The 16,882-nt window shown below is 66.7% G+C and carries 17 protein-coding genes; 10 read left to right on the top strand and 7 right to left on the bottom strand.

Annotated features, from left to right (window positions below; all coding sequences use genetic code 11):
* Positions 1 to 388 precede the first annotated feature (388 nt).
* From EGY25_RS12675 to EGY25_RS12660, 4 genes are all read left to right on the top strand, one after another.
* Entirely contained in the window at positions 389 to 940 is a 552-nt protein-coding gene (locus tag EGY25_RS12675; protein ID WP_135195304.1) for an FKBP-type peptidyl-prolyl cis-trans isomerase, read from the top strand.
* 57 nt (positions 941 to 997) lie between these two features.
* Positions 998 to 2,014, top strand: coding sequence for an alpha/beta fold hydrolase (locus EGY25_RS12670; RefSeq protein ID WP_135195303.1), 1,017 nt, complete (start codon positions 998 to 1,000; stop codon positions 2,012 to 2,014).
* Between the two features lie 128 nt (positions 2,015 to 2,142).
* Positions 2,143 to 2,628: a hypothetical protein gene (locus EGY25_RS12665; protein WP_135195302.1), complete on the top strand. Its 486-nt coding sequence runs from the start codon at positions 2,143 to 2,145 to the stop codon at positions 2,626 to 2,628.
* 135 nt (positions 2,629 to 2,763) lie between these two features.
* Entirely contained in the window at positions 2,764 to 4,719 is a 1,956-nt protein-coding gene (locus EGY25_RS12660; protein WP_135195301.1) for a M61 family metallopeptidase, read from the top strand.
* A gap of 48 nt (positions 4,720 to 4,767) precedes the next feature.
* On the opposite strand, the gene rnd is transcribed toward EGY25_RS12660, so the two are convergent.
* Entirely contained in the window at positions 4,768 to 5,916 is a 1,149-nt protein-coding gene (gene rnd, locus EGY25_RS12655; protein ID WP_135195300.1) for a ribonuclease D, read from the bottom strand.
* Positions 5,917 to 5,995: 79 nt separating this feature from the next.
* Here rnd and purM point away from each other — a divergent pair, with 79 nt between their 5' ends.
* The 3 genes from purM (at position 5,996) to EGY25_RS12640 (ending at position 9,914) form a co-directional block, all read left to right on the top strand.
* Positions 5,996 to 7,033, top strand: a complete 1,038-nt coding sequence (gene purM / locus EGY25_RS12650) for a phosphoribosylformylglycinamidine cyclo-ligase (RefSeq protein WP_135195299.1) — start codon at positions 5,996 to 5,998, stop codon at positions 7,031 to 7,033.
* Positions 7,034 to 7,037: 4 nt separating this feature from the next.
* Positions 7,038 to 7,622, top strand: a complete 585-nt coding sequence (gene purN / locus EGY25_RS12645; RefSeq protein ID WP_135195298.1) for a phosphoribosylglycinamide formyltransferase — start codon at positions 7,038 to 7,040, stop codon at positions 7,620 to 7,622.
* A gap of 234 nt (positions 7,623 to 7,856) precedes the next feature.
* Complete coding sequence (locus EGY25_RS12640; protein ID WP_135195297.1) at positions 7,857 to 9,914, top strand: M13 family metallopeptidase; 2,058 nt, start codon at positions 7,857 to 7,859, stop codon at positions 9,912 to 9,914.
* Between the two features lie 78 nt (positions 9,915 to 9,992).
* Here EGY25_RS12640 and EGY25_RS12635 read toward each other — a convergent pair whose 3' ends face one another.
* From EGY25_RS12635 to EGY25_RS12620, 4 genes are all read right to left on the bottom strand, one after another.
* Positions 9,993 to 10,193, bottom strand: a complete 201-nt coding sequence (locus EGY25_RS12635; protein ID WP_135195296.1) for a hypothetical protein — start codon at positions 10,191 to 10,193, stop codon at positions 9,993 to 9,995.
* Positions 10,194 to 10,351: 158 nt separating this feature from the next.
* The gene (gene ndk / locus EGY25_RS12630; protein WP_135195295.1) at positions 10,352 to 10,771 is read right to left on the bottom strand and encodes a nucleoside-diphosphate kinase; all 420 of its coding nucleotides are present in this window, start codon (positions 10,769 to 10,771) and stop codon (positions 10,352 to 10,354) included.
* Positions 10,772 to 10,851: 80 nt separating this feature from the next.
* On the bottom strand, positions 10,852 to 11,259 hold the full coding sequence (locus EGY25_RS12625) for a type II toxin-antitoxin system VapC family toxin (RefSeq protein ID WP_167762546.1): 408 nt from the start codon (positions 11,257 to 11,259) through the stop codon (positions 10,852 to 10,854).
* Between the two features lie 8 nt (positions 11,260 to 11,267).
* Complete coding sequence (locus EGY25_RS12620; RefSeq protein ID WP_135195293.1) at positions 11,268 to 11,609, bottom strand: type II toxin-antitoxin system Phd/YefM family antitoxin; 342 nt, start codon at positions 11,607 to 11,609, stop codon at positions 11,268 to 11,270.
* A 47-nt stretch (positions 11,610 to 11,656) separates the two neighbouring features.
* Between EGY25_RS12620 and EGY25_RS12615 the strand changes: the two genes are divergently transcribed.
* Both EGY25_RS12615 and EGY25_RS12610 read left to right on the top strand, forming a co-directional pair.
* Entirely contained in the window at positions 11,657 to 13,549 is a 1,893-nt protein-coding gene (locus EGY25_RS12615) for an ABC-F family ATP-binding cassette domain-containing protein (protein ID WP_135195292.1), read from the top strand.
* On the top strand, positions 13,546 to 13,788 hold the full coding sequence (locus tag EGY25_RS12610; protein WP_135195291.1) for a DUF2164 domain-containing protein: 243 nt from the start codon (positions 13,546 to 13,548) through the stop codon (positions 13,786 to 13,788). Before EGY25_RS12615 ends, EGY25_RS12610 begins: the two co-directional genes overlap by 4 nt.
* Positions 13,789 to 13,852: 64 nt before the next feature.
* Here EGY25_RS12610 and EGY25_RS12605 read toward each other — a convergent pair whose 3' ends face one another.
* On the bottom strand, positions 13,853 to 14,551 hold the full coding sequence (locus EGY25_RS12605) for an AIM24 family protein (RefSeq protein ID WP_135195290.1): 699 nt from the start codon (positions 14,549 to 14,551) through the stop codon (positions 13,853 to 13,855).
* A gap of 120 nt (positions 14,552 to 14,671) precedes the next feature.
* Between EGY25_RS12605 and EGY25_RS12600 the strand changes: the two genes are divergently transcribed.
* Positions 14,672 to 15,472, top strand: coding sequence for a DUF4198 domain-containing protein (locus EGY25_RS12600; protein WP_135195289.1), 801 nt, complete (start codon positions 14,672 to 14,674; stop codon positions 15,470 to 15,472).
* On the opposite strand, the gene EGY25_RS12595 is transcribed toward EGY25_RS12600, so the two are convergent.
* A complete protein-coding gene (locus tag EGY25_RS12595; RefSeq protein WP_135195288.1) occupies positions 15,453 to 16,826 on the bottom strand; it encodes an alpha/beta hydrolase family protein in 1,374 nt (457 codons plus the stop codon). The genes EGY25_RS12600 and EGY25_RS12595 overlap by 20 nt on opposite strands.
* Between the last annotated feature and the right edge of the window lie 56 nt (positions 16,827 to 16,882).

Genomic DNA, 16,882 nt, shown 5'->3' with positions numbered 1-16,882 from the left:
CCCATGACGCACGACCCGGGGAAGTCATGCGTGAAATGCAGCAGCCACGGCGCGCGTTTCCGCGTCCGCAGCCAGGGTTTCGGCGTCCACCCTCGGCCCGCTGCCGGGCCAGGACGCCTGAAATGTACCGGCTCCCTGGGGAAGGAGCCGCGCCTTCGCACGGTCGGAGGGCGACGGACCGGGCCTCGGCGCTTGCGCGCAGACTCATATGGAGTGTTGCGGAGCGCGCACATATACGCGCATTCGCGACGAAATAAAGGCCCCCGAGGAACCTTTTCTCCCCATCGCTCGCGATGGGGAGGGGGACCGCCGGCGCAGCCGGTGATGGAGGGGCTGCATCCGCATCACCGCCGTTGCAGAGGCCAACCACGTCATCTAGCGTCGCCATATGACACGCATCGCCCTGCCCCTGCTCGCCCTTCTCGCTCTGTCCGCCTGCGCCACGCGCGGCGAACCGGTCACCTACGCCGAGACCGCCTCGGCCGCCGCCCGTGCGGCCGCCGCCGTCGCCGGCCAGGGCGGCCAAACCCCACAGGAAGCCTGGGACGCCGGCAACACCGCCTATCTGGCCTGGAACGGCGCCCGTCGCGGCTGGACGACCACCGCCAGCGGCCTGCAATACCGCCGCGTCGGCAAGGCCCATCCCGAGGGCGCCCAGCCCTCAGGCTCCGACACGGTCAAGGTCCACTATCGCGGCACCTTCATCGACGGGCGCGAGTTCGACAGCTCCTATGCCCGCAACGAGCCGGCCGAGTTTCCCCTGAACCGCGTCATCAAGGGCTGGACCGAGGGCGTCGCCCTGATGCGCGTGGGCGAGATCTATGAGTTCGTCATCCCCGCCTCGCTCGGCTACGGCTCGCGCTGGGTCGGCGGCGACGAACTGCCGCCCAACTCGACCCTGCGCTTCTCGGTCGAACTGCTTGAGGTCAAGCCGGGCTGAACCGGACAACAGGTCGCGGGGCGGAACGGCGACGGGACTTGTAGGGTTCGCCTCGTCATGATCCGCACCTTCCTCTCCGCCTCTCTCGCCGCCCTCCTCGCCGTCGCCGCCCCGGCCTCGGCCCAGGACACTCAACCGGACCGCCCCACCTATGGCCCCCGGCTGGAGGGGTACGACTACCCCTTCCCGGTCCGCACCTACGGCTTCACCTCCCAGCGCCAGCCGATGGAGATGACCCACATGGACGTGGCCCCGACCGGCCCGGCCAACGGCCGCACGGCGGTGCTGCTGCATGGCAAGAACTTCTGCGCCGCCACCTGGGCGCCGACCATCCGCGTCCTGGCCCAGGCCGGGTTCCGCGTCATCGCCGTGGATCAGATCGGCTTCTGCAAGGCCTCCAAGCCCGCCGCCTATCAGTTCAGCCTCCCGCAACTGGCGACCAACACCAAGGGCCTGCTCGACAGCCTGAACATCGACCGCGCCGTCATCGTCGGTCATTCCATGGGCGGCATGCTGGCGGCCCGCTTCGCCATCCAGCACCCAGACGCCATCGAGCATCTTGTCCTGGTAAATCCCATCGGTCTTGAGGACTGGCAGGCCGAGGGCGTCCCCTACGCTCCGCTGGACGCCGCCTACGCCAACGAGCGCCGCACCACCTTCGACAGCATCAAGGCCTATCAGCAGAAGGTCTATTACGACGGTCAGTGGCGACCCGAGTACGACGAACCCGTCGCCATGCTGGCGGGCATGTATGCAGGACCCGGCGGCGACGCCGTCGCCTGGAACCAGGCCCAGACCTCGGACATGATCTTCACCCAGCCGATCGCGCACGAGTTCGCCCGCATCGCCGCCCCCACCACATTGGTCATCGGCGGCACGGACCGCACCGCCCCCGGCGCCAACCGCGCCTCGCCCGAGGTCCAGGCCCGTCTCGGCCAGTATCCCGCCCTTGGCCGCCGCACCGCCGAGGCCATTCCCGACGCGACCCTGGTCGATTTCCCCGACCTGGGCCACGCCCCCCAGACCCAGGACCCCGACCGCTTCCACGCGGCCCTGCTGAAGGCCCTGAACTGACCAACTATGCAGGCTGGAGGGGGCTTTCCATCCTAATGCCGAACGCAAACCCCAGGCCTTTCAGCGGCTTGGAACTTTGAACCGGCTTTCTTCCGGCCATAGGTAGCGCCGCCCGCATCATGGTCGCCATGACCGATGACAACTCCGATCCCCAACCGAACTCGCCCGACTGGACCCGACGTTCCGCCGCGACCTGGGCCGCCGCCCGCAAGGACTATCTCGCAGGCGGTTTTGCCGTCGAGGTGTGCGAGCGTCATGGCCTCAGCCTCTCGACCTTCCGCTGGCGCGCCCGCACCGAGGGTTGGCGCCGATCGGATCAGCCGCATGGCGCCGTGTTTGAGCCGCTCGAAAACTACGAACTGGACTTCATCGACCAACGCCTGCCCTGCAACGCCGCCGACATGGCGCGCCTGGCCTGGGCCAACGCCTCCAAGGCGATGATCGATGGAAAGCTGATCGAGGCGCGGGGCTGGTCCCGACTTCACCAGGATCTCGCCGCCATCGCCAAGACCGACGATCACGCCGTGCGCTACTATCGCGGCATGGCGAACGACCCGAAACGGCAGCACAATCTACCCACCACCCCGCCGCTGCGTCCGATGGAAGAGGACTGATCGAAATTGCACTTTCTTGCACTTTGCACGCGTTTTCGGGGTGCAGTGCAATTTCGGACGGCCGCTGACGCTTGACGCCCCGCCCCCTGCGGCGGACTGTCGCGGCGCCCCCGATCCAGTCTGCAAGAGCCCCTGATGATCCGTCCCTGCCTGCGCGCCGCCACTCTCGCCCTTCTGCTTGTCTCGACCGCCCCCGCCGCCCTGGCGCAACAGGCCTCGACCTATCCGCCCGCCCTGCCTTCAGCCCTGCCGCCAATCCCCGACGCTCAGGACGTCGCCTACCCCGGCGTCATCACGCTCGACGTCGACGCCACCAACCTGGCCCAGCACATCTTCGCCGTGACCGAGACCATCCCCGTCGCCCAGGCCGGTCCGATGACCCTGTTCTTCCCCGAATGGCTGCCCGGCAACCACGGCCCCGTCGGCCCCATCGCCCAGCTGGCGGGTATCGAGATCACCGCCAACGGCCAGCGCGTCGAGTGGGTGCGCGACACCCTGCACCCCTTCGCCTACCACGTCGTCGTCCCGGCCGGCGCCAGCGCGCTGAACATCGCCATGCAGCACCTGTCGCCGACGACCGGCGCCCAAGGCCGCATCACCATGACGCCCGAGATGCTGAATATTCAGTGGGAGAAGATGCTGCTCTATCCCGCCGGCCACTGGTCGCGGAACATCACGGTTCAGCCGACGGTCAAGTTTCCGACGGGCTGGCAATACGGCACGGCGCTGGAGCCCGAGAGCAAGGCCGGCGACGTTCAGGCCTTCAAACCCGTCAATCTGGAAGTCCTGATCGACAGCCCCGTGTTCGCCGGCGTCCACTATCGCCAAATCGACCTGAACCCCGGCGGCCGTTCGCCGATCCGCGCCAACTTCGTCGCGGACGACGCCAAGAACCTTGAGGCGACCGACGACCAGATCCAGATCCTGCGCAACCTGGTCGATCAGATGGACCGCCTCTACGGCGCCCGCCACTTCGACCACTACGACTTCCTGATCGCCATGACCGACAAGCTGGGCGGCATCGGTCTGGAGCATCACCGCAGCTCCGAGAACTCCGTCGATCCCGCCTTCTTCACCGGCTGGGATACGCATCTGGCCGACCGCGACCTGCTCAGCCACGAGATGAACCACTCGTGGGACGGCAAATGGCGCCGCCCCGCCGATCAGTATGTGCCCAACTTCAACTCGCCCCTGCAGAACAGCCTGCTGTGGGTCTATGAGGGCCAGACCCAATACTACGGCCAGGTCGTCGCCGCCCGCTCGGGACTGCTGACCAAACAGCAGGCGATGGACTCCCTGGCCATGACCGCCGCGACCTTCGACACCCGTGTCGGCCGCGAATGGCGCGCGATGCAGGACACCACCAACGACCCCATCATCAGCCAGCGCCAGCCCAAGGGCTGGCTGTCGTGGCAGCGCGACGAGGACTACTATTCCGAGGGCCAGCTGATCTGGCTCGACGTCGATACGACGATCCGGGAGAAGACCAATGGCCGCAAGTCGCTCGACGACTTCGCCCGCGCCTTCTACGGCGTCCAGGACGGCGATTACGCGCCCGCTCCCTATACGTTCGAGGACGTGGTCGCGGCCCTGAACGGCGTCGTCGCCAACGACTGGGCGACCTTCCTGCGCACCCGCCTGGACGCCGACGGCCCGGACGCCCGCGCGCCGCTGGACGGCCTGGCGCGCGGCGGCTGGCGGCTGGCCTATTCGGACACGCCCACCGAATATATGAAGACCCTATATGCCGAGCTGAAGCGCAACGACTTCACCTATTCCCTGGGCTTCCAGACCGGCGAGGCCAACAAGATCCGCAGCGTCCAGTGGAACAGCCTGGCCTTCAAGTCGGGCCTCGCCGCAGGCATGGAGATCGTCGCCGTCAACGGCCAGGCCGCCACCGCCGACCGCCTGGCCGAGGCCGTCACCGCCGCCAAGGACCCCGCGACGCCCATCACCCTGATCGTCAAGGACGACGACCAATACCGCACCATCGTCTTCGACTACCACGACGGCCTGCGCTACCCCCGCCTCGAACGGATCGCGGGCACGCCCGACCGCCTCGGCGACATCCTGACGCCGCGCAGGCGCTGACACCGAACAACCGTCTCCTCCCCGCTTTGCGGGGAGGAGACGATCCCGCTACTCGATCTCGACGATCTCGACCCGGGCGCCATTCAGCACCAGGGCGATCTCGCCGCGTTTCAGCTTCAGCGCGTCTTCGCCGAACAACTGACGGCGCCAGCCCTTCATCGCGTCCACATCGGCGTCGTCGCTGATGGCGATCTTTTCCAGGTCGGACACGGTGGCGATCAGCTTGGACGCCACGCCGGCGTTGTCGCTCTTGGCCTTCAGCAGCACCTTCAGCAGTTCGACCACCGACGGGGGGGCCGGCTGGCGGTGCGCCGGGCGCTCCATGTCGGGGGCGTGCGATTCGGGATCGGCCAAAACCCGCTTCAGCTCCTCGGCCAGTTCCAGACCCAGGCGCGACCCGCCGAAGCCCTTGGGCACCGAGCGCAGGCGGTTGAAGGCCTCGACATCCGTCGGCGTCTGCTGGGCGATCTCGTCGATCCCCTCGTCTTTCAGAATACGGCCGCGCGGCTGATCCCGCTCCTGCGCCGCACGCTCGCGCCACACGGCGACCGCCTTGAAGGCCGCCATATATTTGGCCGAGAACTTCTTGGGCTTCAGCCGCTTCCAGGCGTTTTCGGGATTGGTGTCGTAGAGCGCCGGATCGACCAGACTCTCCATCTCCGACATCACCCAGTCCAGCCGGCCTTCCTTGCTGAGCCGATCGCGCAGCTTGGGATACAGGGCCGCGAGGTGGGTCACGTCGCCCAGCGCATAGACCAGCTGGCTGTCCGACAGCGGCCGGCGGCCCCAGTCGGTGAAGCGGCTGCCCTTGTCGACCTCGATGCGCAGCATCTGCCGCACCAGCGAATCATAGGCCACCTGTTCGCCGAACCCGGCGGCCATGGCGGCGACCTGGGTGTCGAACATCGGCTTGGGCATGGCCCCCAGGCGCACGAAGATTTCGACGTCCTGGCGACAGGCGTGGAAGACCTTGATGATCTTCTCGTCGCGCAGCAGCGCCAGGAAGGGCTCAAGATCCAGCCCTTCCGCCATCGGATCGATGATCGCGGCGTGTTCGGCCGTGGCCGCCTGGATCAGGCACAGCCTGGGCCAGTAGGTCGTTTCCCGCATGAATTCGGTATCGACCGTGATGAAGGGGGCTGTGGCTACGCGGGCGCAGAATTCGGCCAGCGCCTCGGTGGTGGTGATCGGCGTCATTCCGATGCTATAGCCCCCCGCATCCTACCTGTGGCAAGAGCCGCGCTGCATTTCCGCCCCGATTCAGGCCCGAGATCTCATGAGCGACACCCAAAAGCCTCTCGAAAACGGCCTGACCTACGCCGATGCGGGCGTGGACATCGACGCCGGCGAACTGCTGGTCGAACACATCAAGCCCCTGGCCAAGTCCACGGCGCGCCCCGGATCGGAGCCGTCGCTGGGCGGATTCGGCGCCCTGTTCGACCTAAAGGCCGCTGGATTCGAAGATCCGCTGATCGTCACCACCACCGACGGCGTGGGCACCAAGTTGAAGATCGCCATCGAAACCGGCCGTCATGACGGCGTCGGCGTCGACCTGGTCGCCATGTGCGTCAACGACCTGCTGGCGCAAGGCGCCGAGCCCCTGTTGTTCCTAGACTATTACGCCACCGGCCGTCTGGAGATCGACGCCGCCCGCCGCGTGGTCGCCGGGATCGCAGAAGGTTGCCGCCAGGCCGGCTGCGCCCTGGTCGGCGGCGAGACCGCCGAAATGCCGGGCATGTACACCGACGGCGACTATGACCTGGCCGGCTTCAGCCTGGGCGCCGTCGAGCGCGGCCACGCCCTGCCCTATCTGGATCGCCAGGCGGCCGGCGACATCATCATCGGCCTGGCCTCCACCGGCCCGCACTCGAACGGCTATTCGCTGGTGCGCAAGGTTGTCGAGAAGTCCGGCCTGGCCTGGGGCGACGACGCTCCGTTCGCCAAGGACCGCTCGCTGGCACAGGCCCTGATGGAGCCGACCCGCATCTATGTGAAGCCGGTCCTGCCGCTGATGAAGGCGGGCCTGATCAAGGGCGCGGCCCACATCACCGGCGGCGGTCTGATCGAAAACCCGCCCCGCTGCATCGCCGAGGGCCTTCAGGCCAGCTTCGACTGGGACGCCTGGCCCATGCCCGCCGTCTTCCAATGGCTGGCCGAGACCGGCGGCATCAGCGACCACGAGATGCGCCGCACCTTCAACTGCGGCGTTGGCTTCATGCTGATCGTCTCGCCCGAGAACGCCGAGCCGGTCCTCGCCGCCCTGCTCAACGCGGGCGAAGTCGCCTTCGTCTGCGGACAGCTGGAAGCGGCCTGATCTCGTGAAGACGCGCGTCGCCGTCCTGATCTCCGGGGCCGGCTCGAACATGGCCGCCCTGATCGATGCGGGTCAGGCGCCGGACAGCGGTTATGAGGTCGCCCTGGTCCTGTCGAACGTCGAGGGCGCGGGCGGTCTGGCCATTGCGGCGGCCAAGGGGGTCGCGACCGTCGCCATCCCGCACAAGCCCTTCGGCAAGGATCGCGAGGCGCACGAGCGCGTGGTGGACGAGGCCCTGCGCGCCGCCGGGGTCGAGGTCGTGGCCCTGGCCGGATACATGCGCGTCCTGACGCCCTGGCTGGTCGGCGGTTGGCGCGAGCGGATGCTGAACATCCACCCCAGCCTGCTGCCCCTCTATCCGGGTCTCGACACCCACGCCCGCGCCATCGCCGCCGGCGACGCCGAGGCCGGCTGCACCGTGCATCTGGTCACCGAGGGCGTGGATGAAGGCCCGATCCTGGGCCAGGCCCGCGTGCCGATAGTTCAGGGCGACACGCCGGAAGCCTTGGCCGAACGGGTCAAGACGGCGGAGCACACGCTCTATCCGCACGTGCTGAGTGCCTTCTGCAAGGCGCTTGGACGGGACTAAACTACTTCTCTTCCCGCTCATCCCCGCGAAAGCGGGGACCCAGTTCTGTCGGAAGACTGGCTGTCGAGAATTGTGGACGCCCCCGAATCCAAACGTCTGAGCGCCAAAAGCACTGGGTCCCCGCTTTCGCGGGGATGAGCGGAGATGAGGGTGCGAAGATTACAAAAACGTCATGCGACAGACCGCCGCACCGGCGCGATGGTGCCGCCGATCAAAATCGGGACCCTGTCTTCCATGAATCGCATTCGTCTGATGGCCGCCTGCTCGGCCTGTATCGTCGTCGCCCTGACCGGCGGCGCGGCCTCGGCCCAGGACCATTCGGCCCAAGGTCATTCACACGGCGCGCCGGGCGTTACGCCCTGGGGCTTCGACCTTGCGGGCCGCGACACGGCTGTGAAGCCGGGCGACGACTTCAACGAATACGCCAACGGCACATACCTGCGCACGACCGAGATCCCGGCCGACAAGGCCCGCTTCGGCCCGTTCGATGTCCTTTATGAAACCGCCCAGTCCCAGCTGAAATCGATCATCGAGACCAGCGCCGCCAACCCGACCAACGCCAACGCCCAGAAGGTCGGCGCCCTGTACGCCAGCTTCATGGACGAGGCGAAGATCGAGCAGTTGGGCGCCGCGCCGCTGGCCGCCGACCTCGCCGCCGTCAAGGCCGTCAGCGACCACACCGGAATGGCGCGTCTGATGGGCGAAAGCCATTCGGGCTTCGGCGCCTCTCTGTTCGGCATCGACGTGTTCGAGGATCTGCAGAAGCCCGACCTGAACTCGGCCTATCTGGGCCAGGGATCGCTGGGCCTGCCGGACCGCGACTACTATCTGAAGCCCGACTTCGCCGCCCAGCGCGAGGCCTACCTCGCCTATTTGACCACCACCCTGACCGCCATCGGCTGGGCCGATCCGGCCAAGACCGCCGCCGACATCCTGGCCTTCGAGACCAAGGTCGCGGACAAGCAGTGGACCACGGTCGAGCGCCGTCAGATCGACAAGCTCTACAACCCCACCAAGGTCGCCGACCTGGCGACCCTGGCCCCCGGCTTCGACTGGTCCGGCTTCCTGGCCGGCTCCCAGGTGTCGGACGTCGACACCCTGGTGCTGATGGAAAACACCGCCATCCCCGGCATTGCCCAGGTCTTCGCCGACACCCCCATCGAGACGCTGAAAGCCTGGCAGGCGTTCAACGTGGTCGATCAGGCCAGCCCCTATCTGTCCAAGGCCTTCGTGGACGCCCGCTTCGAGTTCCGGGGCAAGACCTTGCGCGGCCAGCCCGAGAACCGTCCGCGCTGGAACCGGGGCGTGGCCTTGGTCGATGGCCAGCTGGGCGAGGTTCTGGCCCAGGAATATGTGCGCCTGCACTTCCCCGCCTCGTCCAAGGCCCAGATGGAGACCTTGGTCGGCAATATCCGCGCGGCCATGACCGAGCGGCTGAAGACCCTGGACTGGATGAGCGAGCCCACGCGCGAACAGGCCCTCTACAAGATGTCCAAGTTCGGGGTGAAGATCGGCTATCCCGACAAGTGGCGGTCCTATGACGGGCTGGAGCTGACCGCAGACGACCTCTACGGCAACGTCGAACGCTCCTCGGCCTTCGAGTGGGCCTACAAGCGCGGCAAGATCGGCCAGCCGGTCGACCCGCTGGAATGGGGCATGACGCCCCAGACGGTGAACGCCTATTACAACCCGCCGCGCAACGAGATCGTCTTCCCGGCCGCCATCCTGCAGGCGCCCTTCTTCGATCCGAACGCGGACCCGGCCGTCAACTACGGCGGCATCGGCGCGGTCATCGGCCACGAGATCACCCACGGCTTCGACGACCAGGGCCGCAAGTCCGACGGCGACGGCGTGCTGCGCGACTGGTGGACGCCCGAGGACGCCGCCCGGTTCGAGGCGCGCGCCAAGGTGCTGGGCGACATCTATAATTCGTTGGAGCCCCTGCCCGGCGTGCACGTCAACGGCGACCTGACCATGGGCGAAAACATCGCCGATCTGGGCGGGCTGCTGCTGGCGCTGGACGCCTATTACAAGTCGCTGAACGGCCAACCGGCCCCTGTGATCGACGGCCTGTCGGGCGACCAGCGCGTCTTCCTGGGCTGGGCGCAGGTCTGGCGCGAGAAGTCGCGCGAGGCGGCGCTGAAGGAACAGCTGACCACCGATCCGCACTCGCCCGGTTCGGTGCGCGCCGCCACCTCGCCGCGCAACATCGACGCCTGGTATGCCGCCTTCGGCGTTTCGCCGGACCAGAAGGAGTATATCGCCCCCGAGGCCCGCGCTCGCATCTGGTAAGCGGCCGGTCTCAAGACGCAGAAAAGGCCCGGAGCGAACGCTCCGGGCCTTTTTTCATCCTAGGCTTTCGCCCTGGATTTAGCGGGGCGTGGTCGCCGCACCGGCGACGGCACCGATGGCGGCGCCGGCCACGGTCGAACCCGTGTTGCCGCCGACGACTTGACCGGCGACGGCGCCGCCCAGGGCGCCGGTGGCGGCGCGTTGTTCCATCGTCTGGCCGCAAGCGGCCAGCAGGGCGACAACGCCGATGACGGGGGCCAGTTTGATCATGGTCTTCATGGGTCTTCTCCGGGAGGAAGATGAATCGATGAAGCTCAAACGACAAGGCCCGCGTCCGGTTCCGGACGCGGGCCTATATAGTCACGCTATCTGAAGAGGACGGATCCTCTTTGCACTACGCTCGGGACGCGGTCCCTCGCGACTTGAGCGCGATGCGCTTAACCGACGATCTGGTCGTCGGTGAAGAACTGGGCGATCTCGATCTTGGCGTTGTCCTGGCTGTCCGAGCCGTGGACCGAGTTCTCGCCGATCGACAGGGCGAACGACTTGCGGATCGTGCCGTCGGCGGCGTCCTTGGGGTTGGTGGCGCCCATGACTTCACGATAGGCGGCGACGGCGTTGTCGCCTTCCAGCACCTGAACGACGACCGGCTCGGCGGTCATCTGCTCGACCAACTCACCGTAGAACGGACGCTCGGCGTGGACTTCATAGAATTTCTGGGCTTGCTCGGTCGTCAGCTTGACGCGGCGCTGGGCGACGATGCGCAGGCCTGCGCCCTCGATCACGGCGTTGATCGCGCCGGTCAGGTTGCGGCGCGTGGCGTCGGGCTTGATGATCGAGAAGGTGCGTTCGGTCATGGAAAGTGACTTCTTGTGTTTAGTCGATTGACGGTCGCGGGCTTATAGCGACGCCCCGCCCCCACGCCAAGCCGCCGTTTTCAGCAGGCGACGGCGCGCACATGCCCGGCGGCGGCGTAGGCCAGGATGGCGCGGTCGCGGGTGACGAGGATCAAGTCGTGAGCTCGCGCCGTCGCGATCAGCATTCGGTCGGTCGGATCTCTGTGAGCAAGATCAGGCAACTCACCCACATCGAGCATGAGATCGACGTCTAAAGACAGCAGCCGAGCGCGCGTGGCCCTTACCGCTTTGGACAACCAGCCCCTGACGTCTCCACCGATCACGACCTCCAGTGATTTTTTCTGGCGGATTATTCCCAGCTCCCATGCCGTTGCAGCGGAAACATGGACACCGTCACTGGCGCTGGCCGCCACGACCGCAGCGGCGGCTTCCTCACGTATGGATGCCCCCAAAACGATCCAGATCAGAGCGTGAGTGTCGAGCAGCACGCCGTCACTCATTCCTCGCGTAGTCCCATTCTGAGGTCGCAGTCAGGATCGTCCAGGCCCATATCAGCCTCAACCGTGGTTCCGAACACCTGTTCGTAGATGGGTTTCGCCAGATCTATGCTTGGGTCGATGGTGAGCGAGCCCTTCATGCTCCCGAACATGCTGTGTGGGTCCCAAGGCTCCTTGGCCGCTGCTTCTGGGGCAACCAGAACGGCGGCCGCCTTGCCACGTTTGGTGATGTGAACCTTCGTCACAGCGCCGCTGTTCACGCGGTCAAGCAGGTCCAGGCACTTGGCCTTGAACTCCGTCGCCGTTATGACGACCTCGCCGCTTACAAGATCATACGTCATGACTGGTCATATAGAGATGACCGGTCAGAAAGTCCATTGCGCCTCCCATGCTCCAGATCACCGACCTGACCTTCAACGCCTGGGGCCGCAAATTCCTCGTGGACGCCTCCGTCAGCCTGCCGCCCGGCGCCAAGGTCGGTCTGGTCGGCCGCAACGGCATCGGCAAGTCCACCCTGTTCAAGCTGATCCTGGGCGAGCTTCATGCCGCCGGCGACGAGATCAGCTTGCCCAAGACCGCCCGTATCGGTTCGGTCGATCAGGAACACCCGGCGACGCCCGTCAGTGTCATCGACACCATCCTTGAGGCCGACGTCGAACGCCACACCCTGCTGGGCCGGCTGGAAACGGCGCCCCCCGAGGAGATGGGTGAGATCTGGGCCCGCCTGATCGAGATCGACGCCGACGCCGCGCCTGCGCGCGCCGCCGAAATCCTGGTCGGCCTGGGCTTCGACCAGGAGAACCAGGCCCGGCCGATGTCCGAGTTCTCGGGCGGCTGGCGCATGCGCGTCGCCCTGGCCGCCGCCCTGTTCGCCGAGCCGGACATGCTGCTGCTCGACGAACCGACCAACTACCTCGACCTGGAAGGCGCCCTGTGGCTTGAGGCGCGGTTGAAGAAATACCCGCACACGGCCCTGATCATCTCCCACGACAGGGAGATGCTGAACGAGGTCTGCACCCATATTCTGCACCTCGCGAACCACACCCTGACGCTCTACACCGGCAACTACGACGCCTTCGAAAAGGCCCGCGCCGAAAAGGCCCGGCTGCAACTGTCGGCCAAGGCCAAGCAGGACGCCGAACGCGCCCACCTTCAGTCGTTCGTGGACCGGTTCAAGGCCAAGGCCTCCAAGGCCGCCCAGGCCCAGTCGCGCATGAAGCGGTTGGAGAAGATGCAGCCGGTGGCCACCACCATCGAGGAGCGCGTCGCCCCCTTCACCCTGCCCTCGCCGCCGCGTCCGCTAGCGCCGCCGCTGATCCGGCTGGAGCGGGCCAACGTGGGTTACGACACCGGCAAGCCGATCCTGCGCAATCTGAACCTGCGGATGGACCTGGACGACCGCATCGGCCTCTTGGGTGTCAACGGCGCGGGCAAGTCCACCTTCGCCAAGATGATCGCCGGCGCCCTGAACGTGTCCGAGGGCGAACTGCACCGCGACAAGAAGATGCGGGTCGGCTGGTTCCACCAGCACCAGATCGAGGCGATGGACCCAACAGACACGCCGCTGGAGATCATTCGCCGCGCCATGCCGGATGCGCCCGAAAGCGCCCGCCGTTCCAAACTGGCCCAGTTCGGCCTGGGCTACGAGAAGCAGGAAACCACGGTCGACAGCCTGTCGGGCGGCGAACGCGCGCGCCTGCTGCTGAACATGGTGGCGATGGATGCGCCCCACGTCCTGATCCTGGACGAACCGACCAACCACCTGGACATCGACAGTCGGCGGGCATTGCTGGATGCGCTGAACGACTACACCGGCGCCGTCATCCTGATCACCCACGACCGGTCGCTGATGGAGATGGTCGCAGACCGCCTGTGGCTGGCGGCCGACGGTACGGTGAAGCCTTATGACGGCGACATGGAAGACTACGCCAAGTTCGTCCTCGACCGCGCCAAGGCCGCCATATCCAAGCCCAGCCAGATCAAGAAGGAAGAGGCTGCGGCCGCCGCCCCCGTTCAGAACAACAAGAACCGCAAGAACGACAAGAAATCAGGCCCTTCACCCTCGACCCTGCGTCACGCGGTCAAGAAGGCGGAGGAGAACATGACCCGACTGACGGCCGAGATTTCTCGCATCGACGACGACATGGCCACCGCCTCGGTCAACAATCCGAAAGCCCTGGAGGGCCTGACCCGCGCGCGCGCCAAGACCGAAGCCGACCTCGCGACGGCCGAAGCCGCCTGGGTCGCAGCGGAGGAAGCCCTGGCCGAGGTCGCCGGTTGAAACCCATCGAATTCTCCAAAGACGAACGCGCGGCCGCGACAGGCAAGCTGCGCGACTATTTCGCACGCGAACTGGATCAGGAGCTGGGCCAGCTTCCCGCCGAGATGCTGCTGGACTTCATCGGCAAGGAGATCGGCGGCGCCTTCTACAATCGCGGCGTCCACGACGCCCAGCAACTGGTCCAGCAGAAGGCCGAAGACATCGTCGAGGCCCTCTACGGCCTGGAGCGGCTCGGGTAACGATCGCTGCCGTCGGCGGTGCGAAGCTGCTGGCGGGGCGACACACGCCCCGCCCGCGCCGCTGTCAGTTGCTGGCGGCCTGCATATAGGTTTCTTCATAGGGCTGGACCACGACCCAACCCTCGCCGGCGAACTTCATCTGGATGCTCTCGCCCGAGCCACGGCCCACCAGGGTCTTGAACGAGATGTCTGTGGCGATCTCCGGCGACAGGCTTCCCGACCAGGCCACGGTGGCGTTCGGATCGGTGAAGACCGGGCCGGTCGCGGCGCTGACCTTGAGGATCAGTGGATCATAGTGTGAGGTGATGGCGACGATGCCGCTGCCGCTCAATTTCACATTGAACAGGCCGCCGGACATCATGCCAGCGACCCGCTTCATCATGGTGATCTGGTTGCTGACGCCGTTTTCCAGCGCCAGCACGTCGTTGCCGTTGACGAAGATGGTCTCGTTATCGAGCCGCAGCAGGGTGATCTTCTTGCCCGTGTCCGCCAGGTAGACGCGCCCCTGCCCCTCCACCTTCATCAGCACCATGCCCTCGCCGCTGACGGCCTTCTTCAGCAGGTTGCCGAGACCCTGCTCCATCAGGCCCTGGCGCGTGAACTTCACCTGTCCCGTCCGCGCCACCATGGCCCCGGACTTGGCCCAGACCGACCCGTTCAGCCGCACCTCCAGCAGATACTGGTTCTCCAGTTCGAAGGCTTCGGAACTGACATCCTTCTCCTTGTAGGCGGCGACGAACTCGGCGACGGTTTTCACGGGCATGGGAACCTCAAACAGGATTTTGGAGACGCTTAGCCTGCGCGAACAACTCTCAGTCGCGCAAGCCACAATGTTGCAAACGACTCGCAATCTTATATTATGCGCGCGAACCGGAGCACGGCCATGACCAGAACCACAATCCACGCCGGCCTGCTGGCCAGCCTGCTCGCGGTCTGGAGCGCGGGCGCGGCCCAGGCCCATTCGCCCTATCTGCGGCCCAATGTCTTCGACGCCACCAACCGCGACCATGTGACGGTCGAGGCCGCCTTCACCGAGGACGTGTTCAACGCCGAGGTGGTCATGCGCTCCGACCACTTCCACATCGTCGGCCCCAACGGCGACACGCCGATCACCGCCGTGACCTATCTGCGAGACCTGGCGGTGTTCGAGGCCCCGACGCCGGTGGACGGTCTCTATCGCCTGTCGTCCGGCGCTCGCGAGGGTCGGGCGGCCAAGATGTACGAAACCCCGTCCGGCTGGAAGATGGTCGGCGAGGAGGACGAGGCGCCCCCGCCCGGCGCCGAACTGGTCGACGTCCAGAGCATCACCACCGCCGACGTCTATGTGGTGCGCGGCGATCCCGACGATGCGGCCCTGAAACCCTCGGGCCAGGGGCTTGAGCTTCAGCCCCTGATCCAGCCCAACGACATCGTTGCGGGCGAGGATGCGCCCTTGCGCCTGCTGTTCGACGGTCAGCCGGTCGCCAACGCCGCCGTCACGGTCTTTCGCGAAGCCGGCCATTATGACGGCAGGAAGATCGAGGCGGAACTGACCACCGACGCCTCGGGCCTGGTGACGCTGAAGGTCGCCGAACCGGGGGCCTACATGACCCAGGTCCGCCACCGCCTGGCCTCGCCAGCCGGCGCCCCGACGCCCTACCGCAGCTATACCCACACCCTGACCTTCATCGCCCACGCGGGCTAGGCGTGGCGAGCAGACGCCCGTCGCCATACCGGCCGTCCAGTCGCCCGGTCTTCGCCCAGTCCAGCACGGCCTGGTAATAGCCGGGCGCATAGCCGATCGACGTGCGTTTGCCGTCCGGAGCCGCCTCGAACCGCGCGATGCCGTGATCGGTATCGGGGTATTCCAGCAGGGTGATCGGCCGCCCCTGGCCCGCCAGGTCGATCAGCCGCTGGCGCGTGGCGTCCGGCGGCGCGCCCAGGTCGTCCTCGGCCTGAATCCACAGCATCGGCGTGTCCAGGCGGCTCAGCACCGGCAGCGGGTCGTAGTCCCACGAGGTTCCGGCGTCGAGCACGGGCGCCATGGCGATGATCTGCGCGTTCGGCGTCGTCAGCAGAAAGCCGGTGAACTCGCCCTTGATGTCGGCGAACCAGGGCTGGGCGCCATACTTGGCCCGCACCGCCTCCAGACCCGCAAACCCGACTTCGCCGTGCGAGGCGATGAAGGCGCCCGTCACGTCGGTGATCTGGCGCGCCAGGTCCAGCACATCGGCGCCCCACCCCTTGGCCTTGAGGTCCAGCATCACCTGGTCGCTGTCTTCCGCCAGCGCGCCATAGGCCAGGCCGAAGCCTACCGTGACAAAGTCCACCGGCGTCAGGCTGGCGGCCAGCGGCGCGATCCAGCCGCCCTGGCTGGCGCCGTGAAGGCCGACCCGGCCCGCTCGATTTCCGGCCAGCCGACGGGCCTCGACCACTGCGGCGGCGGCGTCGTCGGCCAACACATGGAAGTCCTGGGTGTAACGCCCCTCCGATCCGCCAGAGCCGCGCTTGGCATAGACGAAGACGCCGACGCCCTCGGCGGGGGCGAACCGCTGGAAGACGTTGAAGTCCAGCGCATTGGCGCCTTCCGAACCATGCACCTCGACCATGATGGGGACCGCCCCGTCGCCGGGCGGCAGGATCAGTCGCCCCTTCAGGTGCGTCCCACCCTGACCGACGAAGGTCGTGTCGCGCGTGTCCTGGCTCAGACGTCGGCCGGCCTGCCCCTCGAAGACGATCCGGCCCTCGTCGCAAGGTCCGAGCTGAGGCTGCGGGCCTTCGACGCGGGTGGTTGATCCCAGGGTGCTGACCCAATGCCCCTGGGCGTCCAGCATCATCCTGGATGTGGACCCGTCCAGCCGACGCCACCGCAGGCCCTTGCCCGCCAGCGGCGCGACATCCACCCAACTGCCGTCGTCCAGCCGGTAGACGCCGACATGACAGACCACGGCCGGATCAGGTCGCTCATCGACGTCGGCTCCCGGCGCCTGGGCCAGAGCGGGGACGGCGACGGTGGAAACGATGAGGGTCAGGGCGGCGATGAGCCAGGATTGCGACATGGATGTTCCGATCAGGTTTGGGTTCTCGCCCAACGCCATTGCCGCATCGCCGCCGG

Source organism: Brevundimonas intermedia, from assembly GCF_004614235.1.
In the GTDB taxonomy this organism is placed as follows: domain Bacteria; phylum Pseudomonadota; class Alphaproteobacteria; order Caulobacterales; family Caulobacteraceae; genus Brevundimonas; species Brevundimonas intermedia_A.
Note: the sequence above shows the minus strand (reverse complement) of the source record. Positions and strands in the feature narration are given on the sequence as shown.

Excerpts from the sequence above, each read along its gene's own strand:
- EGY25_RS12595 (WP_135195288.1), bottom strand. The coding sequence starts at position 16,826 with ATGTCGCAATCCTGGCTCATCGCCGCCCTGACCCTCATCGTTTCCACC.
- EGY25_RS12660 (WP_135195301.1), top strand. The coding sequence starts at position 2,764 with ATGATCCGTCCCTGCCTGCGCGCCGCCACTCTCGCCCTTCTGCTTGTC.
- EGY25_RS12635 (WP_135195296.1), bottom strand. The coding sequence starts at position 10,193 with ATGAAGACCATGATCAAACTGGCCCCCGTCATCGGCGTTGTCGCCCTG.
- ndk (WP_135195295.1), bottom strand. The coding sequence starts at position 10,771 with ATGACCGAACGCACCTTCTCGATCATCAAGCCCGACGCCACGCGCCGC.
- purM (WP_135195299.1), top strand. The coding sequence starts at position 5,996 with ATGAGCGACACCCAAAAGCCTCTCGAAAACGGCCTGACCTACGCCGAT.
- EGY25_RS12605 (WP_135195290.1), bottom strand. The coding sequence starts at position 14,551 with ATGCCCGTGAAAACCGTCGCCGAGTTCGTCGCCGCCTACAAGGAGAAG.
- EGY25_RS12675 (WP_135195304.1), top strand. The coding sequence starts at position 389 with ATGACACGCATCGCCCTGCCCCTGCTCGCCCTTCTCGCTCTGTCCGCC.
- rnd (WP_135195300.1), bottom strand. The coding sequence starts at position 5,916 with ATGACGCCGATCACCACCACCGAGGCGCTGGCCGAATTCTGCGCCCGC.
- EGY25_RS12620 (WP_135195293.1), bottom strand. The coding sequence starts at position 11,609 with ATGACGTATGATCTTGTAAGCGGCGAGGTCGTCATAACGGCGACGGAG.
- EGY25_RS12670 (WP_135195303.1), top strand. The coding sequence starts at position 998 with ATGATCCGCACCTTCCTCTCCGCCTCTCTCGCCGCCCTCCTCGCCGTC.
- EGY25_RS12665 (WP_135195302.1), top strand. The coding sequence starts at position 2,143 with ATGACCGATGACAACTCCGATCCCCAACCGAACTCGCCCGACTGGACC.
- EGY25_RS12640 (WP_135195297.1), top strand. The coding sequence starts at position 7,857 with ATGAATCGCATTCGTCTGATGGCCGCCTGCTCGGCCTGTATCGTCGTC.
- EGY25_RS12600 (WP_135195289.1), top strand. The coding sequence starts at position 14,672 with ATGACCAGAACCACAATCCACGCCGGCCTGCTGGCCAGCCTGCTCGCG.
- EGY25_RS12615 (WP_135195292.1), top strand. The coding sequence starts at position 11,657 with ATGCTCCAGATCACCGACCTGACCTTCAACGCCTGGGGCCGCAAATTC.